Source organism: Yoonia sp. MH D7, assembly GCF_054439475.1.
This window is the reverse complement of sequence record NZ_JBTJCF010000001.1, coordinates 414,015-435,815: the sequence shown is the minus strand read 5'-3', so window position 1 is coordinate 435,815 and position 21,801 is coordinate 414,015. Positions and strand designations below refer to the sequence as shown.

The window sequence follows — 21,801 nt, the reverse complement described above, 5'->3', positions numbered from 1 at the left end:
CAGTTTCAAGCAATCGCGGGCAAAAAGATCCGTAATAACGAGGCGTGATCGGAAGGGCAGGTCACCATGACATGTAAAAATTTTATCAAAGCTGTCGTCGCCAGTTTTGCACTGATAGCTGTATCCGCACCTGCGATACAGGCGGAAACGTTGCGCGTGATGCGGGGTGCACCGTCAAGTGCGCTGAACGTCCCGATGAACCGCGCTGTGGTTGTCGAGAGCGACACACCATTCACTGAATTATCGATTGCGAATCCCGGCATCGCGGACATTTCTTCCCTGTCGGACCGCACGATCTACGTTTTAGGCAAAGAGCCGGGGCGCACGACGCTCACTCTGCTTGGCGGCGATGGACGGTTGATCACCAACGTCGAAGTGCATGTCACTCCCGACATTGCAGAATTCAAAGAACGCCTTGGCCAGATTTTGCCCGGCGAAAACATCGAAGTGCGCACCGCCAATAACGGCATCGTGCTTTCTGGAACCGTCAGCTCTATTGCGCGGCTGGATCGCGCCATGGAACTTGCGCAGCGCTACGCACCGGAACGGGTCTCGAACCTGATGTCGGTCGGCGGCACGCAGCAAGTTATGTTGAAAGTTCGCTTTGCCGAAATGCAGCGGTCGGTCTCCAAATCCCTCTCCTCTTCGATTGCGCTACAAGGTACGGGCCTTGGTGGTAATCTTGGATTATCGGGTGGAACAAACTCGATGAACACATCCGGATCAGCCGGCAACGGCCTAAGCGGCACCCTGCCCGCCAGCAACGAAAGCAACGGCGCATTCCTGTTCGGTTTTAACGCCGGCGGTGTCGAAGTCGGCATCCTGCTCGAAGCGTTGGAAGCACGCGGCGTCGTGCGGACCTTGGCCGAACCAAACCTGACCGCGCTGAGCGGCCAAGAGGCAAAATTCCTTGCAGGTGGCGAATACCCGATCCCCGTGTCCCAAGACAGCGGTGCGATCACAATTGAATACAAGCCATTTGGCGTCGAGCTGAACTTTACGCCGCGCGTCATCGACAACGACGTAATCAACCTTGAACTCTCTGCCGCAGTGTCCTCGATCGACAGCTCGAACGGTTTCACCTCCAATGGCTTTACCATCGACGCATTTAAACGTCGCGAGACATCGACCACCGTTGAAATGCGAGACGGCGAAAGCTTTGCGATTGCGGGTCTTTTGCAAGACGACTTTATGGACCTGAACGGCCAAGTGCCATGGGTTGGCGATATTCCGATCCTTGGTGCCCTGTTCCGCAGTGCCGAATATTCGCGCAAGCAGACAGAGCTGGTGATCATTGTGACCCCGCATCTTGTCACGCCAACACGCGGCGAAGTTCTGGCTTTGCCGACCGACCGAGTGCAGCCCCCGTCCGAGCGCGATTTGTTCTTATTTGGCCGTGTGTCCGCCGATAAAGCGCCACAAACCGGCGGCGCTGGTGAAGTTGCGCGTCAGGACTTTAGCGGTTCTTACGGCTATGTCTTGGATGAATGATAGGGATCACAGGCCAATGAAAAACATTCTCACAGCGGGTGCGGCATGCCTTTTGATGGCTGCCTGTGCACCATCCAGCGAGATCCGTCAGGGCTTTAACAGTGCTGCGGGATCGCAAATCGACGACGGCACATTTGGCGCGGCCACGATGAATAACTCGCTTATTCAATCAGGCGATGCCAATTTCACTATCAACCTTGCCCGCCGTTTTGCCGCGGAAGTGGACACTACGATCACTTTCCCGTTTAACTCGACGGCACTGGACGAGACTGCCCGCGCAACATTGCGCCAGCAGGCAACATGGATCAACCAATTTCCGGAAGTGCGCTTTAAGGTATTTGGCCATACCGATCTGGTCGGTAGCCAAGCCTATAACCGCACACTTGGTCTGAAACGCGCCCAAGCAGCAGTGATTTACCTGACCAGTCAGGGCATCAGCAGGTCACGCCTTGAAGCCGTGGTCTCGTTTGGCGAAACGCAGCCTGTTATCATGACAGACAGCGAAGAACGTCGTAACCGGCGCACCGTGACCGAAGTCTCAGGTTTCGTGAATAGCCACCCGATGGTGATGAACGGTAAATATGCTGAAGTCGTATTCCGTGAGTATGTCGCCAGCGCGGTGCCTGGCGCTGTTGTGACAGAGGCAAGCGCCGAGTAATCGTTAAAATTTAATGTTCACGCGACAGAGTTTGCGTGAACATTCCCCCCTCAAAGCCGTTATCGTTCAAAGATACCAAACAATAACGCCTTTTTTGTCCCATTCTCGACATTATTCACCGTCACAAACAGTCCAAAGGGTTAACCACGCGCGCCGACTCGGCAAGTTGTGGCAGACGCCGGGATTATGTTGACGTGATTTTCATTCATATCATTCATCCTACGTTTGCGCCCCACAAACAAAGGACGTAGCGTTATGAGCAGTGCAGCATTACAATCGGATCAACAGCCAATCGTGGCCTGTACCATCAGTCGGGACGTCCAAATTTTTGATCTGTTGATCGAAGACATGGAAACCGCCTTGGGTGAAAACTGGGGCGACCTGTCGTTTGACGATGCCGCCACCTATTTGCAGCAACCCGAAGCTGCCGATTTGCAATTTGTGACCATCGCGATGGACCATGAAGACGAAGAGCGGCTTGCCGAGATCACACAGATCATCTCGATTGCAAAAGCCAATCAAATCAAGGTGATCCTGATTACTGAAGATGTCAGCACCGCTGCATTGCACCAGTTGCTGCGCGAAGGCGGCGATGAATTTATCCCCTATCCGCTGCCAGAGGCGGAACTCGCGCGCGCTATTGAGCGGGTTTTGACCCCGACCGAGCAAATTCCGACCCATATTCCCGATAAAAACATGCGCCTGAAACCGACCGGCAACCACGACGGTGTTGTTATTCCGGTGCATGGCATGGCCGGCGGCACAGGTGCTACGACATTTGCCGTGAACCTTGCATGGGAGCTGGCACACGCCAATCCAAAAGAAGCGCCGCGGGTTTGCCTGCTGGATATGGACCTGCAATTCGGCACGGTTTCGACTTACCTTGACCTGCCGCGTCGCGACTCGGTGCTTGAGTTTCTAAGCGACACCGAAGCGGCCGACGAAGAAATATTCATGCATGCGCTGTTGCCCTATGAACAGAAAATCCATGTGCTGACTGCGCCAACTGATATGATCCCGCTTGACATGATCACACCTGAGGACGTGTCGCGCATCATTGAATTTGCACGGTCGAATTTTGACTATGTCGTGATCGACATGCCTTCCACGATGATCGAATGGTCGCAAACAATCCTCGAAGCCGCGCATGTCTACTTTGCGATGATCGAACTCGACATGCGCAGCGCCCAAAACACCCTGCGCCTCAAACGTGCGCTGCAATCAGAAGATTTGCCGTTTGAGAAACTGCGGTTTGTGTTGAACCGCGCCCCGGGCTTCACCGATCTTAACGGCAAAAGCCGCGTGAAACGTCTGGCCGACAGCCTTGGTATCAGCATCGAAGTGATGTTGCCCGATGGTGGCAAACAGGTTGGTCAAACCAACGACCACGGCGCGCCTCTCGGGATTTCCATCCCCAAAAATGGCCTGCGTAAAGAAATCGCAAAGCTCGCAAAATCAGTTCACGACATCAATCAAGCCGATGAAGCCGTCGCAAAAGGTTAAGGATTAGGCCTATGTTTTCCAAGTATAAAAAGACGGCACCGGCGCCAGCAAACCCCGCGATGACGGCCGCACCTAAGGTCACGTCACTTGAGGTCGAGCGCAAATCTCTGATGCGTGCAAAATCCGCCCCCGCCGAAGCAGTTCCTGCGGATAAAGAAAAGCGCCGCAAGGAACGCTTTGGCGAAATTAAGCTCGAGCTGCACAAAGCTCTCTTGGACAACCTGAACCTTGCCGCACTTGAAACCGCGACCGAGGCCGACCTACGGGCCGAAATAAACGCGATCTCACAAGAAACCATGGAAGAAATGGGCATCGTGTTGAACCGTGAAGAACGGGCAACGATCAACCAGGACCTCTATTTTGAAGTCACGGGTCTTGGCCCGCTCGAAACCCTGCTGAAAGACGATACCGTCAACGATATTCTGGTAAACGGCCCCAAACAGATATTTGTGGAACGTAATGGCAAACTGCAACTGACCGACGTCACCTTTAAAGATGAAAAGCACCTGCTGCGCATCATCGACAAAATCGTGTCCGCAGTTGGCCGTCGTGTCGACGAATCCAACCCCTACGTCGATGCGCGCCTTGCGGATGGTTCGCGTTTCAACGCAATGGTCGGCCCAATTGCTGTCGATGGCAGTTTGGTATCAATTCGAAAATTCAAAAAAGAAAAACTCGGCATCGACGAATTGGTCGGCTTTGGCGCCTTCACCGAAGAAATGGCCGCTTACCTGCAAGCCGCCGTCGCCTGCCGCCTGAATATCATCGTCTCTGGTGGTACAGGGTCGGGCAAGACAACCACCCTGAACGCGCTTTCATCCTCGATCGGCAACGACGAACGTATCTTGACCATCGAAGATACAGCTGAACTTCAACTGCAACAAGTTCACGTCGGCCGCATGGAAAGCCGCCCGCCGAACGTCGAAGGCAAAGGCGGCGTTTCACAGCGTGACTGCCTCAAAAACGCACTGCGGATGCGCCCGGACCGGATCATCGTGGGCGAAACCCGCGGCGAAGAAGTGATCGACATGCTGCAAGCCATGAACACCGGCCACGACGGTTCGATGACCACAATCCACGCCAACTCGGCACGCGATGGTGTGTCGCGTCTCGAAAACATGATCGCAATGGCAGGCATAGACATGCCGATCAAAGCGATGCGCAGCCAGATTTCATCAGCGGTGAACCTGATCGTGCAAGCCTCGCGCCTGCAAGACGGCTCGCGACGCATGACATCCATCACCGAAATCACCGGCATGGAAGGCGACGTCATCTCCATGCAGGAAATCTTCCGCTATCAGCGCGTGGGACTGACCCCTGACAACAAAATCATCGGCCACTTCACCGCTACAGGCGTGCGCAGCCACTTCTCGGATCGCTTTAAATTGTGGGGCTATGACCTGCCTGCGCAAATCTTTGAACCCATGGTCGCGGAGTAAACACTATGATTTCGGCAGCCCCACTCATCTATATCGTTATCTTCGCCGCCGTCATTGCGATTGTGCAGGGCGCCTATCTTGTGATCTTTGGTAAGTCGATCAGCATGAATGGCAAGGTCAACCGACGCCTCGAACTTCTTGAAAAAGGCGGCGGTCGTGAGCAGGTTCTGGAGCAGCTCCGCAAGGAAATGACCCAGCACATGAAATCAAAGAGCATCCCGCTCTATTCGATTTTGGCCACAAAAGCACAAAAAGCAAACATCGCATTTTCCCCGTCGCAGCTCATTATGATTATGGGCGCGGTCAGCGTCATGGCATTTGCAGGCCTGACCGTCGGCACCGAAGTCGGCACACAGGTCCGCATCATGTTAGCTGGGATCATGGGCGTCGCAGGCGTGTTCGTCTGGATCTCCACCAAAGCTAACAAGCGCATGTCGATGATCGAAGAACAACTGCCAGAAGCCATCGAATTGATGGTACGGTCGCTGCGCGTCGGGCATCCGTTTTCGTCGGCGCTCTCGATCGTCGCCCATGAAATTCCCGACCCACTTGGCACCGAAATGGGCATCATCTCGGACGAATCCGCTTACGGGCGCGATGTCGGTGAATGCCTGAAAGCCATGGCCGAACGCCTGGACATGCAAGATATGCGCTTCCTTGCGGTTGCGGTCACGATCCAGCAAACCTCGGGCGGGAACCTTGCAGAAATTCTTGATGGCCTGGCTAAGGTGATCCGCTCGCGTTTCCGCCTGTTCCGCCGCGTGAAAGCAATCACCGCCGAGGCAAAATGGTCGGGCAATTTGCTCTCCGCATTCCCGGTTATCGCCGTCATTGGGGTCAATCTGGTCGAACCCACCTACTTTGATGAAGTTATGGAATCCCCCGTGTTCATCCCCGCGTGTCTGGTCGTCGGCTTTCTGCTGGCCGTGAACCTGATCGTCATGCGCGCACTTGTGAATATTAAAGTATAAAGGCCGGATCGATGCAAGAAATGAACACAATGATCACTGACATGCTTGGGCCCTTCGGCCCGCTCATGTTGGTCGGTATGCTTGGGGTCTTTTTAATCCTCGTGACCCTGCCCGTCTTGATGAAAAAACGCGCGGATCCGCTCGACCGGTTGAAAGCGGCACCGCGTAACGAGGTGAAAAAAGGCGAGACGCTGCGTCACGCACAAAGCAGCGCCAAACTTGATCGATACGCAAACTTTCTTGAGCCGCAAAACGATGAGGAATACTCTGCGATCAAGCTCAAACTCGTACAGGCCGGCTACCACTCCAAAACTGCGGTGCGAAACTATTACTTTGCTCAGTTTACGCTAGGGATCGGTGGTCTGGTGCTGGGCGGCCTCTATGCCTTTCTGAAAATGCAGCAGGGCTTGGTGGAAACAACTGACTTGGTCATGATGATCGGCGTGCCTGCGGGCGCTGGTTATATGGGGCCGAAATACTGGGTCACACGTCGTCAGGCGGCCCGAAAAGAAGCCATTACAAACGGATTTCCCGACAGTCTTGACATGATGCTCGTCTGCGTCGAAGCGGGCCAGTCACTTGACCAATCCATCATCCGCGTGGCGCGCGAGCTCAAATCGGGCTTCCCGGATCTGGCACACGAATTCGGAGTTGTGGCTCAGGAAATGAAAGCGGGCAAGGACAGGACAAGCGTTCTGAAAGATATGGCCGAACGTGCAGGCGTGCAAGACGTGCGCAGTTTTGTGACCGTTCTGATCCAATCCGCGCAGTTTGGCACCTCAATCGCCGAGGCGTTACGGGTCTACGCCAGCGAAATGCGTGACAAACGTGTCATGCGTGCCGAAGAGGCCGCAAATAAACTGCCCACAAAGATGACTTTAGCTACGATGATGTTGACTGTTCCGCCGCTTCTGATCATTTTGATTGGACCGTCAATATACGCAATCAGCCAAGCCCTCTGACGGGGTTAGGAAAATCGCCGCATGTTTTACTCAAGGGTCGCCCTGCTTTTGACCCTGTTCTCTTTAGCCGCCTGCGCCAATGGCGGCTTTGGACGTTCAGACGATCAAGTGTTTGCGCCCGGTGTGGCGGGTTCATCCGACATCGACGGGTTGCTTGTCGGGCACCGGTTGATGGCGGCGGGCGAATTCGAGATTGCGCTCAAAGCCTATACCCGTGCGGCGGCGCAACAGGGGCTTAACATCGACACGCTGTCGGCTCTCGGATCTGCGAATTTGCGCTTGGGCAGACTTGGACAGGCCGAACGCCTGCTGCGACGCGCCACCCAGGAAGACCCTGATTTTCCCGCTGCATGGAACAATCTGGGGGTAATATTGATGGAACGCGGCGAGTTTGCCGAGGCCGCCGAGGTATTTCGTCGCGCATATGCCACGGATAATGGTAATTCCGATCAGATCCGCCAGAACCTGCGGATATCCCTCGCCCAAATAGAAGATCCGTTTTATGATCCTGAGCAAAACAACGATGTAAAACTAGTGCGACGGGGAACGGGCGATTTTGTGATCCTGACGGCACTTTGAGGTAAGAGCAGTAAAGGACGCAAAAATGCGCCACCCTATCATAATGACACTCGCCGCTTCGGCCCTCTTTGGGCTGACAGCCTGTGACAAATCAGGCGACGCGCAGGTCGAACGCGCATTGCAGGATTTGAATGTCGTAGACGAGACAAATCTCAACGATGTGATGCTGACAATCGGGGACCCCGACGAGGCGGTCAATTATTTTGCTGGTGCAAACAGAAACGATCCGGGCCGGATTGATTTGCAACGCGGATTAGCAAAATCATTGATCCGCGCCGGCCGCGCACCCGAGGCTTTGCTGGCGTGGAAAACCGTGACCACCCACGCCGAGGCTACCGATGACGATCGTGTCGAATTAGCTGATGCCTATATCCGCAACAACCTTTGGGACGAGGCGGCCGCCACGCTGAACACGATCCCGCCTACATTCGAGACTTACAAGCGCTACCGCCTAGAGGCCATTGTCGCAGATAGCAAAGAACAGTGGGACAAAGCAGATAGTTTTTACGAGACTGCTGTTGGCCTGACAACAACCCCCGCTGGCGTGATGAACAACTGGGGCTTCTCAAAGCTGACCCGTGGGAAATATTCCGAGGCCGAGCGGTTGTTTTCCGATGCCATCCGTCACGACAGCGGCATGTTCACCGCTAAAAACAACCTTGTTCTGGCCCGTGGCGCACAGCGCAACTATGATCTTCCCGTTGTCCCAATGACCCAGATCGAGCGCGCGCAATTGCTGCACACATTGGCTCTGACCGCGATCAAGCAAAACGATGTGACCACCGGCAAAGGATTGCTGCGCGAAGCCATCGACACGCATCCACAACACTTTGAAGAGGCCGTGCGATCTTTGCGCGCTCTTGAAGATAACGTCGCGAACTAATCGATGTATATGACCGCTTCTGCCTCCGCATGGCTCTTGATTGCCGCTTTGCCCATCTGTATTTTTGTGGCGTGGAACGACATGCGCACTATGAAAATCCCCAATGTGGCTGTCGGCGCATTAGTCGCCGGCTTTGCGGTTCTTGGACTGATAGCGCTGCCCTTTGATGTCTACCTGTGGCAGTGGACGCACCTCGTTGTGGTGCTCGTCGCGGGCTTTATTCTGAACGCCGCGGGGGTGATGGGCGCAGGTGACGCCAAATTCGCTGCCGCCGCCGCGCCCTATATTTTGCTGGACGATATTATCACCCTAGCGTGGGTTTTCATCGCCTGCGTGATCACCGGCTTCATCACGCACCGGATCGCAATGTATAGTCCACTGCGCCGTTTAGTGCCAGAATGGGAAAGCTGGACCGCCGGACGGCGTTTTCCAATGGGCCTGCCGCTTGGTATGACTTTGGTGTTTTACTTGCTGCTGCCGTTCTTTGAAAGCTAATACAAAACGACAAAGCCACAAAAAGCACGGCTTTATCCATCATTTCGCCACAAACTGCCGCAATAGTTACCATAAAAGCGCCATAAGCGGTGCAAAAGGTAAAGGCAGACCAACAGATGAACATGCAAACCTCTACAGTGATGGCGCCTCCCGCGCCCAAAACGCTGGCACAGATGAAACTGCCGCTTGCGATGATGCGCGACATCCTGATCAAATCCATGTTCCGTATGAACGCAAATCTTGTCACCGAGATGAGCCGCGTCGTCTGCCTGCCCGTTAACGTCGTGCAAGAACTGGTCGATTTGTGTCGTCAACAACGTCTGATCGAGGCCATGGGCAACATGAACGCCGGATCAGGTAATGAAATGGCTTATCAGTTGACCGATCAAGGTAAGGCGCGTGCGCAAGATGCGCTGAAACAATCCGAATATTTTGGCGCGATGCCCGTGCCGCTGGATATTTACCGGGAACAAATTGAACGCCAATCGATCCGCAATATTTCCATCACCCGCGATCAGCTTTCCAATGCGATGGGCCATCTTATCCTGCCCCCTGCTCTGCTGGGCAACCTTGGCCCCGCTGTCGGGGCTGGTCGCTCTATTTTGATGTATGGCCCTCCAGGCAACGGGAAATCTTCGATTTCCAACGGCATCAGGGACGCATTAGGCGATAAAATTTATGTACCACGCGCGATTGAATATTCGGGACAGGTTATCACCGTTTACGATCCAATCGTTCATTCTGCCGCCGAGGCGGACATCGACGACCCCAACAGCCTGCGCCGCACATCGGGGCGCTATGACACGCGCTATGTACGCTGCGAACGGCCAACCGTAATCACGGGCGGGGAATTGACGCTGAACATGCTCGACCTCGTCTACAACCCGATCGCGCGGACCTATCAGGCGCCGTTACAGCTTAAATCAACCGGCGGTATTTTCATCGTGGACGATCTTGGCCGTCAGGCAGAACCGCCGCAGACACTTGTGAACCGCTGGATTGTCCCGCTCGAAGAGAACAAAGATATTCTCTCGCTGCAATCGGGCGAGAAATTCGAAGTGCCATTCGATACGCTGGTGATCTTCTCGACCAACTTCCATCCCAACGCAATTTTTGACAAAGCGGCGCTGCGACGCATCTTCTATAAAATCAAAATCGATGGCCCGTCACAGGGGGATTTTCTCAAAATTTTTGCCATGGTCGCGCGCAAGAAAAAGATGCCGCTTGATGAGGCAACGCTGATCCACTTGCTCAATAACCGCTACCCCGAGATCGACAATGTCTATGCCAACTACCAACCTGTTTTCCTGATCGACCAGATGATCGCGATCTGTAACTTTGAAGGTATTCCCAACCAGATGACGCCAGAGCTGATCGACAGGGCTTGGGCGAATATGTTTGTCGAAGACGAAGATATCGTCAGGTAAGCAGTATCGCTTCGGTTATAGAAAACCCGCGAGAACCAAATTCTCGCGGTAGGTTTTGCTAACCGGAATACGCTCGCCCGTCTGTAGGATCGCAAATTCTTTTGCGCCATCCTTGATAGCCGAGGTGACCGTATTTCGGGCGACCCAATGCGAGCGATGCGTGCAAAATCCGTCCGCATCATCCATCTCATTCACCGCATCCGTGAACCGCATCAACAATCGCTGTGAACTTCCGTCTGACAGGTGGATCGCAACATAATGGTCTTGCACCGTGATACGGGTGATCATGCGACCGCCGATTTCTGACAGGCGAGCGTATAAACGTGGGCGCGGTGCGGCGATGTCGCCAGTCACGCTGATTTCGGGTTTAAAAACCAACCCCCAAATTCCCAACAGGCCAGCCATCGCACCCACTGTCGCAAATAAATGCGACGTCGGCACATCAACCTTCAAATGACAAAACAGATCTGTTGACGTCAGCGCAAATAGAATCGGACTATAAAGTACCGTAAAAAATCCCGCCGAGATCAAGGCATGTGGTACCCCCAAACAGCGCGGAAACAAGAGCATTGCAGCAAGACAGCTGACCCCGCTCACACAAAGCGCAAGAGTGGCAATTGGCGCCCAATACGCAGCCCTGGTGGGTAATGTACAGCTTTCAAAAGTGCCAAAAGGCCCTGAAAGTACGCAAATAGCATAGATGAGGCCCGTCATCAGCAACGCATTGCGTGAAAACGTGCGGTCGGAATATAAGGTCCATAAACGTGCCACATTCCCCCCAAAACAAAACTCGGTCACATCATTACCGCTATGGGTAACCCGTTGGTAAGAATGAAAGAAGGGGGAAAGAGAAAGAAATTAGCGATTTGCTAATAACTTTCCTGACATCAAACGGTTAACCCCTCTGGTTCAGGCAGATTATTAGCGCGGCAACAGGCCGTAATTGTATTGGCAAGCAGACACGCAATCGTCATCGGACCAACACCACCCGGTACTGGCGTGATCGCACCGGCAACCTCGGCACAGCTTGCATAATCGGCGTCACCTACCAATCGGGTGCCGCCATCAGGCTTATCAATGCGGTTGATACCAACATCAATCACCGTCGCCCCAGGCTTGATCCAATCGCCAACCACCATCTGCGGACGTCCCACAGCGGCAATCACAATATCGGCGCGGCGCACAACATCAGGCAAATCCTTGGTACGGCTATGCGCAATCGTGACCGTGCAACTATCGCCAAGCAAAAGCTGTGCCAATGGCTTGCCAACCAGATTAGAGCGGCCAATGACCACCGCATTCATGCCCGACAAATTGCCCAACTGGCTACGCAACAACATCAAACAGCCCAGCGGCGTGCAAGACACCAATGCGCGTTGACCCGACGCCAACAGACCCGCGTTCATCACATGTAGACCGTCAACATCCTTGGCGGGGTCAATGCGTGCGACAATCTCTTGCTCGTTCAAATGCGCAGGCACAGGAAATTGGCACAAAATTCCATGCACCGCAGAATCCGCATTCAGGTTGGCGATCAAAGCGTAAAGCTCATCTTTGGACACATCCGCTGGCAGCTTGTGCTCGTACGAATTCATGCCCACTTCCAGCGTCTGCTTGCCCTTGTTGCGCACATAAACTTCGCTTGCAGGGTCCTCGCCGATCAAGATGACAGCGAGCCCGGGCGTGATGCCATGCTCGTCTTTCAACCGTGTGACATGCGCTGCAACTTTTGCGCGCACGGTCACTGCATAGGCTTTTCCGTCAATTTTTGTCGCTGTCATGAGGCACTTCCGATATGTAATATTGTCTTAATAAACGCGTGCGCAAAGAGTATCAAATCCATTGCGCACGCACTTGGCTGTTTAGAACAAGCCTTCGATTTCGCCCGCGTCATTGAGATGGATATTCTCGGCTGACGGTACCCGAGGCAAGCCAGGCATGGTCATAATCTCACCGCAAATCGCTACAATAAAGCCAGCACCAGCCGACATGCGCAACTCACGCACAGGCACCGAATGACCTTTCGGCGCACCGCGCACCGTTGGGTCGGTGGTAAAGCTATACTGCGTCTTCGCCATGCAAATTGGCAAATGACCGTAACCCTGCTCTTCCCATTCCTTCAATTGGGTGCGCAGCTTTTGATCCATGATAACCTCGTCAGCATGGTAAATCCGCTTGGCAATGGTGTCGATTTTGTCAAACAACTGCATATCATCCGGATAAAGCGGCGCGAAATTAGACACCCCGCTTTCAGCAACCTGCGCTACTTTCTTGGCCAGATCCTCTGACCCTTTGGATCCGAATTCCCAATGCTGGGACAAAACTGCCTCGGACCCTTGGGTCTTGACGTAGTCTTTGACCGCTTGCACTTCCGCGTCGGTATCGGTCACAAAATGGTTAATCGCGACTACAACCGGCACACCAAACGACTTGAGGTTGCCAATGTGACGGCCAAGGTTGGCACAGCCCGCCTTCACCGCTGCAACATTCTCATCGCCCAAATCCTGCTTGGCCACGCCGCCGTTCATCTTCATCGCGCGCACTGTCGCTACCAACACCACGCAGTCAGGTGCAAGTCCGGCCTTGCGACACTTGATGTTCATGAACTTTTCCGCACCCAAATCGGCACCGAATCCCGCCTCGGTCACCACATAATCCGCAATTTTCAATGCAGTTGTGGTGGCCGTAACCGAATTACAGCCATGCGCGATGTTTGCAAACGGGCCACCATGCACAAAGGCCGGATTGTTTTCTAGCGTCTGCACAAGGTTCGGCTGCATCGCGTCTTTCAACAACACCGTCATCGCGCCATCGGCCTTGATATCGCGGCAATACACCGGACTACGGTCACGACGGTAGGCCACGATCATGTCGCCCAAACGACTTTGTAAATCGGTCAGGTTCTTAGCCAGACACAGGATCGCCATCACCTCGGACGCGACCGTGATATCAAAACCGGCCTCGCGGGGAAACCCGTTTGCGACGCCCCCCAAGCTGACGTTGATCTGCCGTAAGGCACGATCGTTCATATCCAAGACACGCCGCCACACCACACGCCGAATATCAATATCCAGACCATTGCCCCAATAAATATGGTTATCCAACATCGCCGAGAGCAGGTTATGTGCCGATGTAATCGCATGAAAATCACCGGTAAAGTGCAGGTTCATATCTTCCATTGGCACGATCTGCGCCATGCCGCCCCCCGCAGCACCACCTTTCATGCCAAAGTTCGGCCCAAGCGACGCCTCGCGAATGCACACTGCTGCCTTTTTGCCTATCCGGTTCAAACCATCGCCCAAACCTACGGTCGTGGTCGTCTTTCCCTCGCCCGCAGGGGTCGGGTTAATAGCAGTCACAAGGATCAGCTTGCCATTCGGGCGGTCTTGCACAGAATCAATAAAGCGCTGACTGACCTTTGCTTTGTCATGGCCGTAAGGCAGCAAATCTTCACTGCCGATGCCCAGCTTTGCGCCAACCTCCTGAATGGGTAGTTTATGCGCAGCGCGAGCGATTTCGATATCAGTCTTGTAAGCCATGTGTTGTTTTCCTCTGCGTGGACCTGCGGCCCTTGGGTTATGCACTATGTCTAACCAGCAGGGCCACAACATCACACCGCGATTACGACATTTTGCCCGCTAGAATCGTCTGCAACGTGAATTGCGTTTCGGATCCGAAACCAAATGCGCAAATCAGGGGCGCCACGCGCGCTGATCGGGCACATGCGTGAAATCAGAAATCCCGCGCACAACCACTGAACATCCCAACAACGCGGGATCCAAATAATCCAAGCCGCAGTCCGCAGCGATCGTCGCAATCTCTTCCGCAGACATCACCGACAATTGGCGCACATTGCGAATTTCGGTACCCTTCGGCCATTGCGACTTCACCCGCACGCAGGACGCGCGCGTCAACCCGCTATGCGCTTCGCCCTCTGTCCCCGCATATGTCAACGTCAATGCATCAACCGCCGAACTGCGTAATCCGCCCGCAGGATCAACCCGCCCGAGCCAGATAATTTCGCCATATTGTTCTGTCCGGGCCAGTGCAGGCATAATGCTCTCCTAAGCGTTTGCGCAGTGGTAACGCGCCGCCGCGCAGGGATCAAATGCAGTTTTGTGACACCACCTATCAACGAAAAACGCCGCCCCCTGCGGGACGGCGTTATCTGTTTATGGCGTTGGCTCTGGTTCTAGGCCCGCATCAGGGGCTTTCGGTTTTTTCGGCTTGGTCTTGGGCACCGCCGTAATCGAACTACCACCCGTTGGTTTATCGTCCTCGTCCTCATCAATATGAGGGACTTCGCCGCGAATAACGCGCTCGATCTCCGCACCCGTCAACGTTTCATACTCCAGCAATCCCAGTGCAAGGCGCTCAAACTCTGTGTTTTTCGCCTTCAGGATTTTGACCGCAGTCGCGTAACCTTCGTCGATGATACGCTTCACTTCGCTTTCAATCAGCTCTTTTGTGCTCGCCGAAATCGAGAAACCACCCGCGCCGCCATTCGCCTGATAGCCAGCCGCCGCTTCTTGGTAATCGATGTTACCAACCAAGTCGGACATGCCGTAACGCATCACCATCGCACGGGCCAAAGACGAGGCCTGCATGATGTCACCGACAGGACCGGACGATACCGAATCCGCACCATACTTGATGATCTCGGCCGCTTTACCCGCCATGGTCATCGCAATACGCTGCTCGGCTTCGTCCTTGAACATCTGCAACTTGTCCATCTCTGGCAGGCTCATCACCATGCCCAATGCACCGCCTCGCGGAATGATCGTGGCCTTATAAACCGGATCACATTTTTCCAGGCTAATGCCCACAATCGCGTGGCCAGCCTCGTGATAAGCGGTCTTTTCTTTCTGGTCTTGGGTCAACACCATAGACCGACGCTCCGCGCCCATCATGATCTTGTCCTTGGCTTGCTCAAAATCATGCATCGCCACAAAACGACGCCCCACACGGGCCGCAGTCAAGGCGGCCTCGTTCACAAGGTTGGCCAAATCCGCACCCGAAAACCCGGGCGTGCCGCGCGCAATAATGCGCAAGTCAACATCAGGGCCAAGCGGCGTTTTACGGGCATGCACCTGCAAAATCTTTTCGCGACCTTTGATATCAGGATTGCCAACCGTGATCTGACGGTCAAAACGACCAGGGCGCAGCAACGCAGGGTCCAACACATCTTTGCGGTTTGTCGCCGCAATAATGATAACACCTTCATTTGCTTCAAAGCCGTCCATCTCGACCAGCAACTGGTTCAACGTCTGCTCGCGCTCGTCGTTCCCGCCGCCCATGCCAACACCGCGCGAACGACCCACCGCATCGATTTCGTCGATAAACACAATACAAGGCGCGTTCTTTTTGGCTTGTTCGAACATATCGCGGACACGGCTCGCACCAACACCCACAAACATCTCGACAAAATCAGACCCCGAAATCGTAAAGAACGGAACCCCCGCCTCGCCCGCAATCGCGCGCGCCAGCAACGTCTTACCAGTCCCCGGAGGTCCTTCTAGCAACGCACCTTTTGGAATTTTGCCGCCCAAACGGCTAAACTTTTGCGGGTTGCGCAAAAATTCAACAATCTCTTCGAGCTCTTCTTTCGCTTCATCAATACCAGCCACATCGTCAAACGTGACACGACCATGCTTCTCGGTCAGCAACTTCGCCTTGGATTTCCCAAAACCCATCGCACCACCTTTGCCGCCGCCCTGCATCCGGTTCATAAAGAAGATCCAGACACCAATCAGCAAAACAAACGGCAACATACCAACGAGGAAGGTCTGCAAACCAGACTGCGTTTGCGCCTGCACATCCACTGGCACATTATTCTCTAGTAACAGGTCGGACACCGCTGCGTCGCGCGGAATAATTGTTACATAATCGCGGCCATCAGTGCCACGGTAACGTACTTGCTCGCCGTCCAGCGTCGCTTGTGCCACCCCAGAGCTCTCAACAGCTGTCACAAATTCGGAGTAACTTTTGCCATTGCTCATGCCGGTATTTGTGGTGCCACTGAACAAATTGAACAGGGCCAGCACCAACAGGAACAGGACAACCCAAAAGACGATATTACGTGTGTTGCCCAAGGGGACACTCCTTAAATTCGGGAAAGAGAGGCGACCGATGCCGCGTCAAACGTTTCCACTAAAATAGACGCTAAAACCTAATCTTCAATGTCCAACCACTGAAGAATGGAAATCTGCGACAATCCGCGTCTGCCAGCCGTTGTTTAACCCTGCAACAGGGGCAGAAACAAGGCGTTCACCGTGCCAAATTGCAGGACTTGCCATCAAACTGCTACGCGGTAGCGCGGTTTCACGCCAATCAGGGCATTCCGTGATGCCCTCACCCAGCGCGCGAATCTCTAAACCCGCTTGATGCGGCCCGTCAAACCCCCATCGCCCGTCCCAAATCTGATCCGTGGTACAGGTCTCGCGGCGCACTGCATTCGGCTCGCGCCCGATCCGCATCTGCCCATCTACCAGCGTCACAATACAGCCGCCCAAGGTATGCTTGCCTTCCAGCGACAAGCCTTCCATCAAATGCTGCATCGATGTCAATCGCGGCGGATACGGCATCCGCCCCATCCACTGAATGGCCTTGGTGCGTAAACGACGGATCATTTCAACAGGCAAATCAGGCGCCATCGGCATCACCAAATCACCGGCAACCGCCGTCACGTGCCGAACAGCCTCAACACCTGTATAATAGTCCAAGGCATCGCGCGCCCCGCGCATAGCCATCGCCGTATGCTGCAACGCATCCGATCCAACGCCCAAATCCGCCAACGCGCCAAGCGCCTTGCGCACACGAATACGCTCGAAATCAATGTCATCATTTGACGGATCATCAACCCAAGGCACGTCATTACGGGTCAAGTAATCGCGCAACTCCACACGCGTACACATCCACAAAGGCCGCGCGAAATCCAATCCGTTACGGCTAAACTCACGATCCATCGCCGCCAAACCGTCAATCCCCGCCTTACGGGTCAAACGCATCACAAAGGTTTCGGCGCTATCATCCTTGGTGTGACCAATCGCAATACCACCCACATCATTTGCGTGGGCCCAATCGGCCATCAAACGATAGCGCGCATCGCGGGCCACAGCCTGCAAATTGCCGTGACCATCCCAATCCTGCCAGTGCAAAATCTCATGCGGCACGCCAATCGCGGCACAAAACGCAGCCACGTCCGCCGCCTCTTTATCCGACCCGTCACGCAAACCATGATCCACCGTCACAGCCGCAATCTTATGACCGGTCTTTGCTGCCCAACGGGCAAACAAATGCAACATCGCCATAGAATCGCCGCCACCAGAGACAGCAATCCCGATCTTTTCAGGGGTCTTTGCGAACGCTTGGCCTATCCAATGCACCAGCCGCACATCGTCACCCTCAACAGGTGTTAGCTGCATCCGAAAGAGGCCATCGCGGTCTGCGCGTCCATCTCTGCTGCACTGCCAGGAAAGCGAACACCAACTTCGGCCAACGTCAAACATGCATCTTGCACTTGACCAATCGAGCCCAACGAAAACCCCAGCTTATACAGGGCTTCAGGGGCCTTATCACCAGCAGGATCACTGGAAAACGCTTCCAGATAGGCACGCGCCGCATTGGTCATCTCGCCCAATCCTTCAAACGCCTGACCGCGCAAAAACGCGGCATCCTGCGCTACTGGAGAGCCCGGGTAGGACGTGCTAAAGGTCTCAAGCTGATCCGCGGCGCCGCGAAAGTCACCGGATGCGAGCGCCTCCTGCGCCCGCGTAAAATCTTCACTTTCACCAATTGCCAACGCCGGACCACTCGGCGCAGGCGCAGGGGCCGCTGTCGGCACACTCATCGCGCTATCCACGCCGCCCAAACTCGGGGTCTCGCCCAAGCTGCCAATATCACACCCTGTTTCCAATTCGCACAACCGGAATTCCAGATCGCCAATGCGGTTGGTGCCGTCCTGCGTAATCCGGTTTACACGATTTTCGACCTCTTCGGTCTTTGACGTCAAACGGACCAATTCCGCCTCAATCGCGTTCAAACGGTCCAGCGGCGTGTTACCCACAACACCACTGGTTAGCGCGCCCGTCGTAGATAATTCCGTGCGCAGCCGTTGCACGTCACCGTATAGCACCGTCATTTGCTGACGAATATCTGCCAACGTCTGATCTTGGGCATAGGCCGCCGGGGCGACCCACCCAAGTGCTACAATCAATGCAATACGGTGAAACATCAGTTAGCCTCCTAGCTTAATGACGCGATAGAAATAACCGTCACAGCGCGGCGGTTCTGCGCATAACAGGATTCCTGCGAACAGACCTGAATAGGACGCTCTTTGCCGTAGCTGGTGACGCGCAAACGGTTTGTCGGCACACCTTGCGACACAAGATACTCGCGCACCGCATTGGCACGGCGGAAACCTAGACCGATGTTATATTCGCGTGTGCCCTGCTCGTCGGCATGGCCTTCGATGATCGCAAGGTAATCGGAATTGGTCTGCAACCAGCTCGCCTGACCGTTCAAAATCGATTTGCCCTCATCAGTCAACGTGGATGTATCAATCGTGAACAACACACGATCACCAATAGTCTGGTTGAAATATAGCGGGCTGCGCGGATCGCTCGCGCCAGTCATGCCGGCATTCGGGTCGATCTGCCCGTTCGCGCCTGCGCCCGCGCCGTCACCCGCACCAAACCGGTCAGGGCGTGTGCAGGCGGCGGTCGTAAGAACCAAGCCGAGTACGGCAACTTTGGTCAAGAAATTCATAAGGATTGTCCCATTTTAACTGCTCTTTGAAGGCAGGTTAACACGTAACCTGCCCTCATGGAAATAACTCTGTGTTACGGTTGTAGCGGCCCCCACGACGGATCGGAAGCGGCGCCTTGAATTGGCACAGGCTGCAAATTGCGTCCCGAAATATCGACGGAATATAGCGACGATGTGCCGCCAGCACCTTGTGTTTCACGCATAAACATCAACACACGACCATTTGGCGACCATGTTGGACCCTCATCCAGAAACGACGCCGTCAGCAACCGCTCTTCGGATCCATCGGTGCGCATCACACCGATGTGAAAACGACCCGCGTTCTGCTTGGTGAACGCGACCAGATCACCACGGGGTGACCAAACCGGCGTGGCATAGCGGCCGTCGCCAAACGAAATCCGGCGCGCATCACCGCCATTTGCCGACATGATATACAACTGCTGGCCACCCGAGCGGTCACTCTCGAACACGATCTGGCTACCATCTGGTGAAAAGCTGGGCGCGGTCTCGATAGAGGGCGCTTCGGTCAGGCGCGTCGACGCACCCGTATTCAGATCAGAGCGATAAATATCCGCGTTGCCACCATTCGCCAAACTGTAAATCACCTGCGAGCCGTCACGCGAAAACCGTGGGCTAAACGCCATTTCACCGGGTGCTGTGGTCAACTGACGCGTTCCAACCGAGGCAACATCCAGAATGTTGATGCGTGGAAAACCACTCTCAAAGCTGGTGTAGAGCACGCGATCACCCGATGGCGAAAACCGCGGAGCCAGAACAATAGAACCACTATCAGTCAGAAAACGAGTATTCGCACCGTCATAATCCATCACCGCCAGCCGCTTTTGACGTTGGTCTTTCGGACCACTCTCGGCCACATAAACCACACGACTGTCAAAATAACCGCCCTCGCCCGTGATCCGGCTATAAACCGCATCGGCAACCTTGTGACCCATGCGGCGCCAGCCCTCAACTGTACCGGCGAACTGCAACCCGCCGCCCATCTCCGCACCCGAAAACACATCAAACAGACGGAATTTCACAACCAGCTGACTGCCCGAAACCGTAACAGCACCAGTAATTAACGCCTGTGCATTGATCGCACGCCAATCGGGATAAGCAACCGTTTGACCAAAACTGTCATGCGCCGAGATGAACGCAGAGCTTGGAATCTCACGAAACAGTCCGGTGCCTGACAGGTCCCGCGCCACCAAACGGCTCAAATCCGCAGCCACTTGCGTCGCTTCGGCATTTTCCGCCTGAAAATTTGGCACCGCAAATGGCAACGGCTCAATCACACCATCCGTGATGGTCAGGCGCAACGGGCCACTTTGCGCAACCGCAGCCCCGCCCAGCACCATCGCCAGTATCACAATCATCAATCGCTTCAACATCACTCGCCTCGTTTCCTGTCGCGGTTCAATCCGCACTTGTTCATAGCTGTTTATAACATAACGCAAAGGAGAAAACTCCGCCACTGCGCGCTCGACCGCCTACCGCAATCTCATTCCCGACGGGTCAAACGTAATTTCAACATCGCGCCATTGGTCGTATTTATCCGCAGGCAGATCGTAACCGCTTGCACCGCAACGTAAAATCGCGCGACGGGCACTATCATAGGCAATCTTCGTCGCACCGGCGTCACCACCAGATGCTGAAATCTGGCGCACATCGCCGTCAACTTTTCCGTCTGGGGTCAAACGAAATCCGACCACCATCGTCACGCGGGCCGCCTGCGAACCGGGATCGACGTTCCAGCAGGCATTCACAGCCACACGAAACCCTTCTCTCTCGGAGCCGGTCATCGGTGGTCCCGCAGCCAGATTCGGACTGGACGCCGCAGCCATTGCCGCTGCCAACGCGGCCTCAACTGCCGCATCTGCTGCATTATCACTGCTGGCACTGGTGGTCTGCGCAGGCGTTTGCGGGGCCGTCACCTCCGCCTCTTGCCGTGGTGTTTCCGTCACAGGAGCAGGCCGGTTCGGACGGGTCTGCGGACGCAACGACGTCTCAACTGCCCCGCTAGGGGTCTCGTCAGCAATCACAATCTCGGTTGCCGCTTCCTCGGGCGCGGTTGGCTCCACCGCAGGCTCGGCCACCTCTGCGGCCACAGTTTCGTCAGGCACAACCGCCTCTTGCACAACATCCGCAACGGCCGCGTCAGGCGGCGGCGGTGCCACAGCCTCGGGGGCCACGCGCGGCACCGGACGCTGCTGCGGACGCACATCCAAATCCGGCATAGGTTCTGCAATCGCAGGCGGAGTCGGCTGCGCAGGCGCGACATCAACCACCTCGGCAGGCTCTTGAGGCGGCTCAGGCGGCATAGGCGGCGGGGCCTCGTCAACAGGTGGCTCTACAGGTGCGGGTGGCTCCACAGGCGCGGGCGGCGTCACGTCGGCAGGCGGCGCAGGCGTCTCTTCCTCGATCGGGACCACAGGCTCGGTGGGCTGCGCGTCGCCCGGATTCGGCGTCGATGCTGCAACCAACGCTGCAAATTCCTCGCCCGACACCACCGACACTTCTGCAACCTCAAAGTCCAGCGGCTCGCTGCTTAATCCCCATCCGAGGATTAACCAGCCAATCAAACCGATATGGCCAACCGCAGAGACATATGTGCCAGGTGTTTGCAC

The 21,801-nt window shown here is 55.1% G+C and carries 20 protein-coding genes; 10 read left to right on the top strand and 10 right to left on the bottom strand.

Annotated elements, in window-relative coordinates; genetic code table 11:
• Positions 1-66 precede the first annotated feature (66 nt).
• The 10 genes from ACXLHR_RS02055 (at position 67) to ACXLHR_RS02010 (ending at position 10,408) form a co-directional block, all read left to right on the top strand.
• Complete coding sequence (locus tag ACXLHR_RS02055) at positions 67-1,491, top strand: type II and III secretion system protein family protein (protein ID WP_458789886.1); 1,425 nt, start codon at positions 67-69, stop codon at positions 1,489-1,491.
• Positions 1,492-1,507: 16 nt separating this feature from the next.
• Complete coding sequence (locus ACXLHR_RS02050; protein WP_458789885.1) at positions 1,508-2,149, top strand: OmpA family protein; 642 nt, start codon at positions 1,508-1,510, stop codon at positions 2,147-2,149.
• A gap of 255 nt (positions 2,150-2,404) precedes the next feature.
• Complete coding sequence (locus ACXLHR_RS02045) at positions 2,405-3,652, top strand: AAA family ATPase (RefSeq protein WP_458789884.1); 1,248 nt, start codon at positions 2,405-2,407, stop codon at positions 3,650-3,652.
• A gap of 11 nt (positions 3,653-3,663) precedes the next feature.
• Positions 3,664-5,091, top strand: coding sequence for a CpaF family protein (locus tag ACXLHR_RS02040; RefSeq protein WP_458789883.1), 1,428 nt, complete (start codon positions 3,664-3,666; stop codon positions 5,089-5,091).
• Positions 5,092-5,096: 5 nt separating this feature from the next.
• On the top strand, positions 5,097-6,062 hold the full coding sequence (locus ACXLHR_RS02035) for a type II secretion system F family protein (RefSeq protein WP_458789882.1): 966 nt from the start codon (positions 5,097-5,099) through the stop codon (positions 6,060-6,062).
• A gap of 11 nt (positions 6,063-6,073) precedes the next feature.
• On the top strand, positions 6,074-7,024 hold the full coding sequence (locus ACXLHR_RS02030; protein WP_458789881.1) for a type II secretion system F family protein: 951 nt from the start codon (positions 6,074-6,076) through the stop codon (positions 7,022-7,024).
• Between the two features lie 21 nt (positions 7,025-7,045).
• Entirely contained in the window at positions 7,046-7,603 is a 558-nt protein-coding gene (locus ACXLHR_RS02025; RefSeq protein ID WP_458789880.1) for a tetratricopeptide repeat protein, read from the top strand.
• Between the two features lie 25 nt (positions 7,604-7,628).
• On the top strand, positions 7,629-8,486 hold the full coding sequence (locus ACXLHR_RS02020; protein WP_458789879.1) for a tetratricopeptide repeat protein: 858 nt from the start codon (positions 7,629-7,631) through the stop codon (positions 8,484-8,486).
• Positions 8,487-8,495: 9 nt separating this feature from the next.
• Entirely contained in the window at positions 8,496-8,981 is a 486-nt protein-coding gene (locus tag ACXLHR_RS02015; protein WP_458789878.1) for a prepilin peptidase, read from the top strand.
• Positions 8,982-9,097: 116 nt separating this feature from the next.
• Complete coding sequence (locus ACXLHR_RS02010; RefSeq protein WP_458792443.1) at positions 9,098-10,408, top strand: ATPase; 1,311 nt, start codon at positions 9,098-9,100, stop codon at positions 10,406-10,408.
• Positions 10,409-10,423: 15 nt separating this feature from the next.
• Here the strand turns inward: ACXLHR_RS02010 and ACXLHR_RS02005 are convergent, their stop codons facing one another.
• The 10 genes from ACXLHR_RS02005 to ACXLHR_RS01960 form a co-directional block, all read right to left on the bottom strand.
• On the bottom strand, positions 10,424-11,005 hold the full coding sequence (locus ACXLHR_RS02005) for a LytTR family DNA-binding domain-containing protein (protein ID WP_458789877.1): 582 nt from the start codon (positions 11,003-11,005) through the stop codon (positions 10,424-10,426).
• A gap of 290 nt (positions 11,006-11,295) precedes the next feature.
• Positions 11,296-12,189, bottom strand: coding sequence for a bifunctional methylenetetrahydrofolate dehydrogenase/methenyltetrahydrofolate cyclohydrolase FolD (folD, locus tag ACXLHR_RS02000; protein ID WP_458789876.1), 894 nt, complete (start codon positions 12,187-12,189; stop codon positions 11,296-11,298).
• 81 nt (positions 12,190-12,270) lie between these two features.
• Positions 12,271-13,947 carry a formate--tetrahydrofolate ligase gene (locus ACXLHR_RS01995; protein WP_458789875.1) on the bottom strand — a complete coding sequence of 559 codons (1,677 nt, stop codon included), beginning with the start codon at positions 13,945-13,947 and terminating at the stop codon, positions 12,271-12,273.
• A gap of 153 nt (positions 13,948-14,100) precedes the next feature.
• Positions 14,101-14,463: a hypothetical protein gene (locus ACXLHR_RS01990; RefSeq protein ID WP_458789874.1), complete on the bottom strand. Its 363-nt coding sequence runs from the start codon at positions 14,461-14,463 to the stop codon at positions 14,101-14,103.
• Positions 14,464-14,580: 117 nt separating this feature from the next.
• Positions 14,581-16,500 (bottom strand): ATP-dependent zinc metalloprotease FtsH, encoded by a 1,920-nt coding sequence (gene ftsH / locus ACXLHR_RS01985; protein WP_458789873.1) that lies wholly within the window; start codon positions 16,498-16,500, stop codon positions 14,581-14,583.
• Positions 16,501-16,584: 84 nt separating this feature from the next.
• Positions 16,585-17,832 (bottom strand): tRNA lysidine(34) synthetase TilS, encoded by a 1,248-nt coding sequence (gene tilS / locus ACXLHR_RS01980; RefSeq protein ID WP_458789872.1) that lies wholly within the window; start codon positions 17,830-17,832, stop codon positions 16,585-16,587.
• The gene (gene ybgF, locus ACXLHR_RS01975; RefSeq protein ID WP_458789871.1) at positions 17,823-18,641 is read right to left on the bottom strand and encodes a tol-pal system protein YbgF; all 819 of its coding nucleotides are present in this window, start codon (positions 18,639-18,641) and stop codon (positions 17,823-17,825) included. The genes tilS and ybgF overlap by 10 nt, the downstream gene beginning before the upstream one ends.
• 11 nt (positions 18,642-18,652) lie before the next feature.
• A complete protein-coding gene (gene pal / locus ACXLHR_RS01970; protein ID WP_458789870.1) occupies positions 18,653-19,174 on the bottom strand; it encodes a peptidoglycan-associated lipoprotein Pal in 522 nt (173 codons plus the stop codon).
• Between the two features lie 74 nt (positions 19,175-19,248).
• On the bottom strand, positions 19,249-20,565 hold the full coding sequence (gene tolB, locus ACXLHR_RS01965) for a Tol-Pal system beta propeller repeat protein TolB (protein WP_458789869.1): 1,317 nt from the start codon (positions 20,563-20,565) through the stop codon (positions 19,249-19,251).
• 99 nt (positions 20,566-20,664) lie between these two features.
• Positions 20,665-21,801, bottom strand: a complete 1,137-nt coding sequence (locus tag ACXLHR_RS01960; protein WP_458789868.1) for an energy transducer TonB — start codon at positions 21,799-21,801, stop codon at positions 20,665-20,667.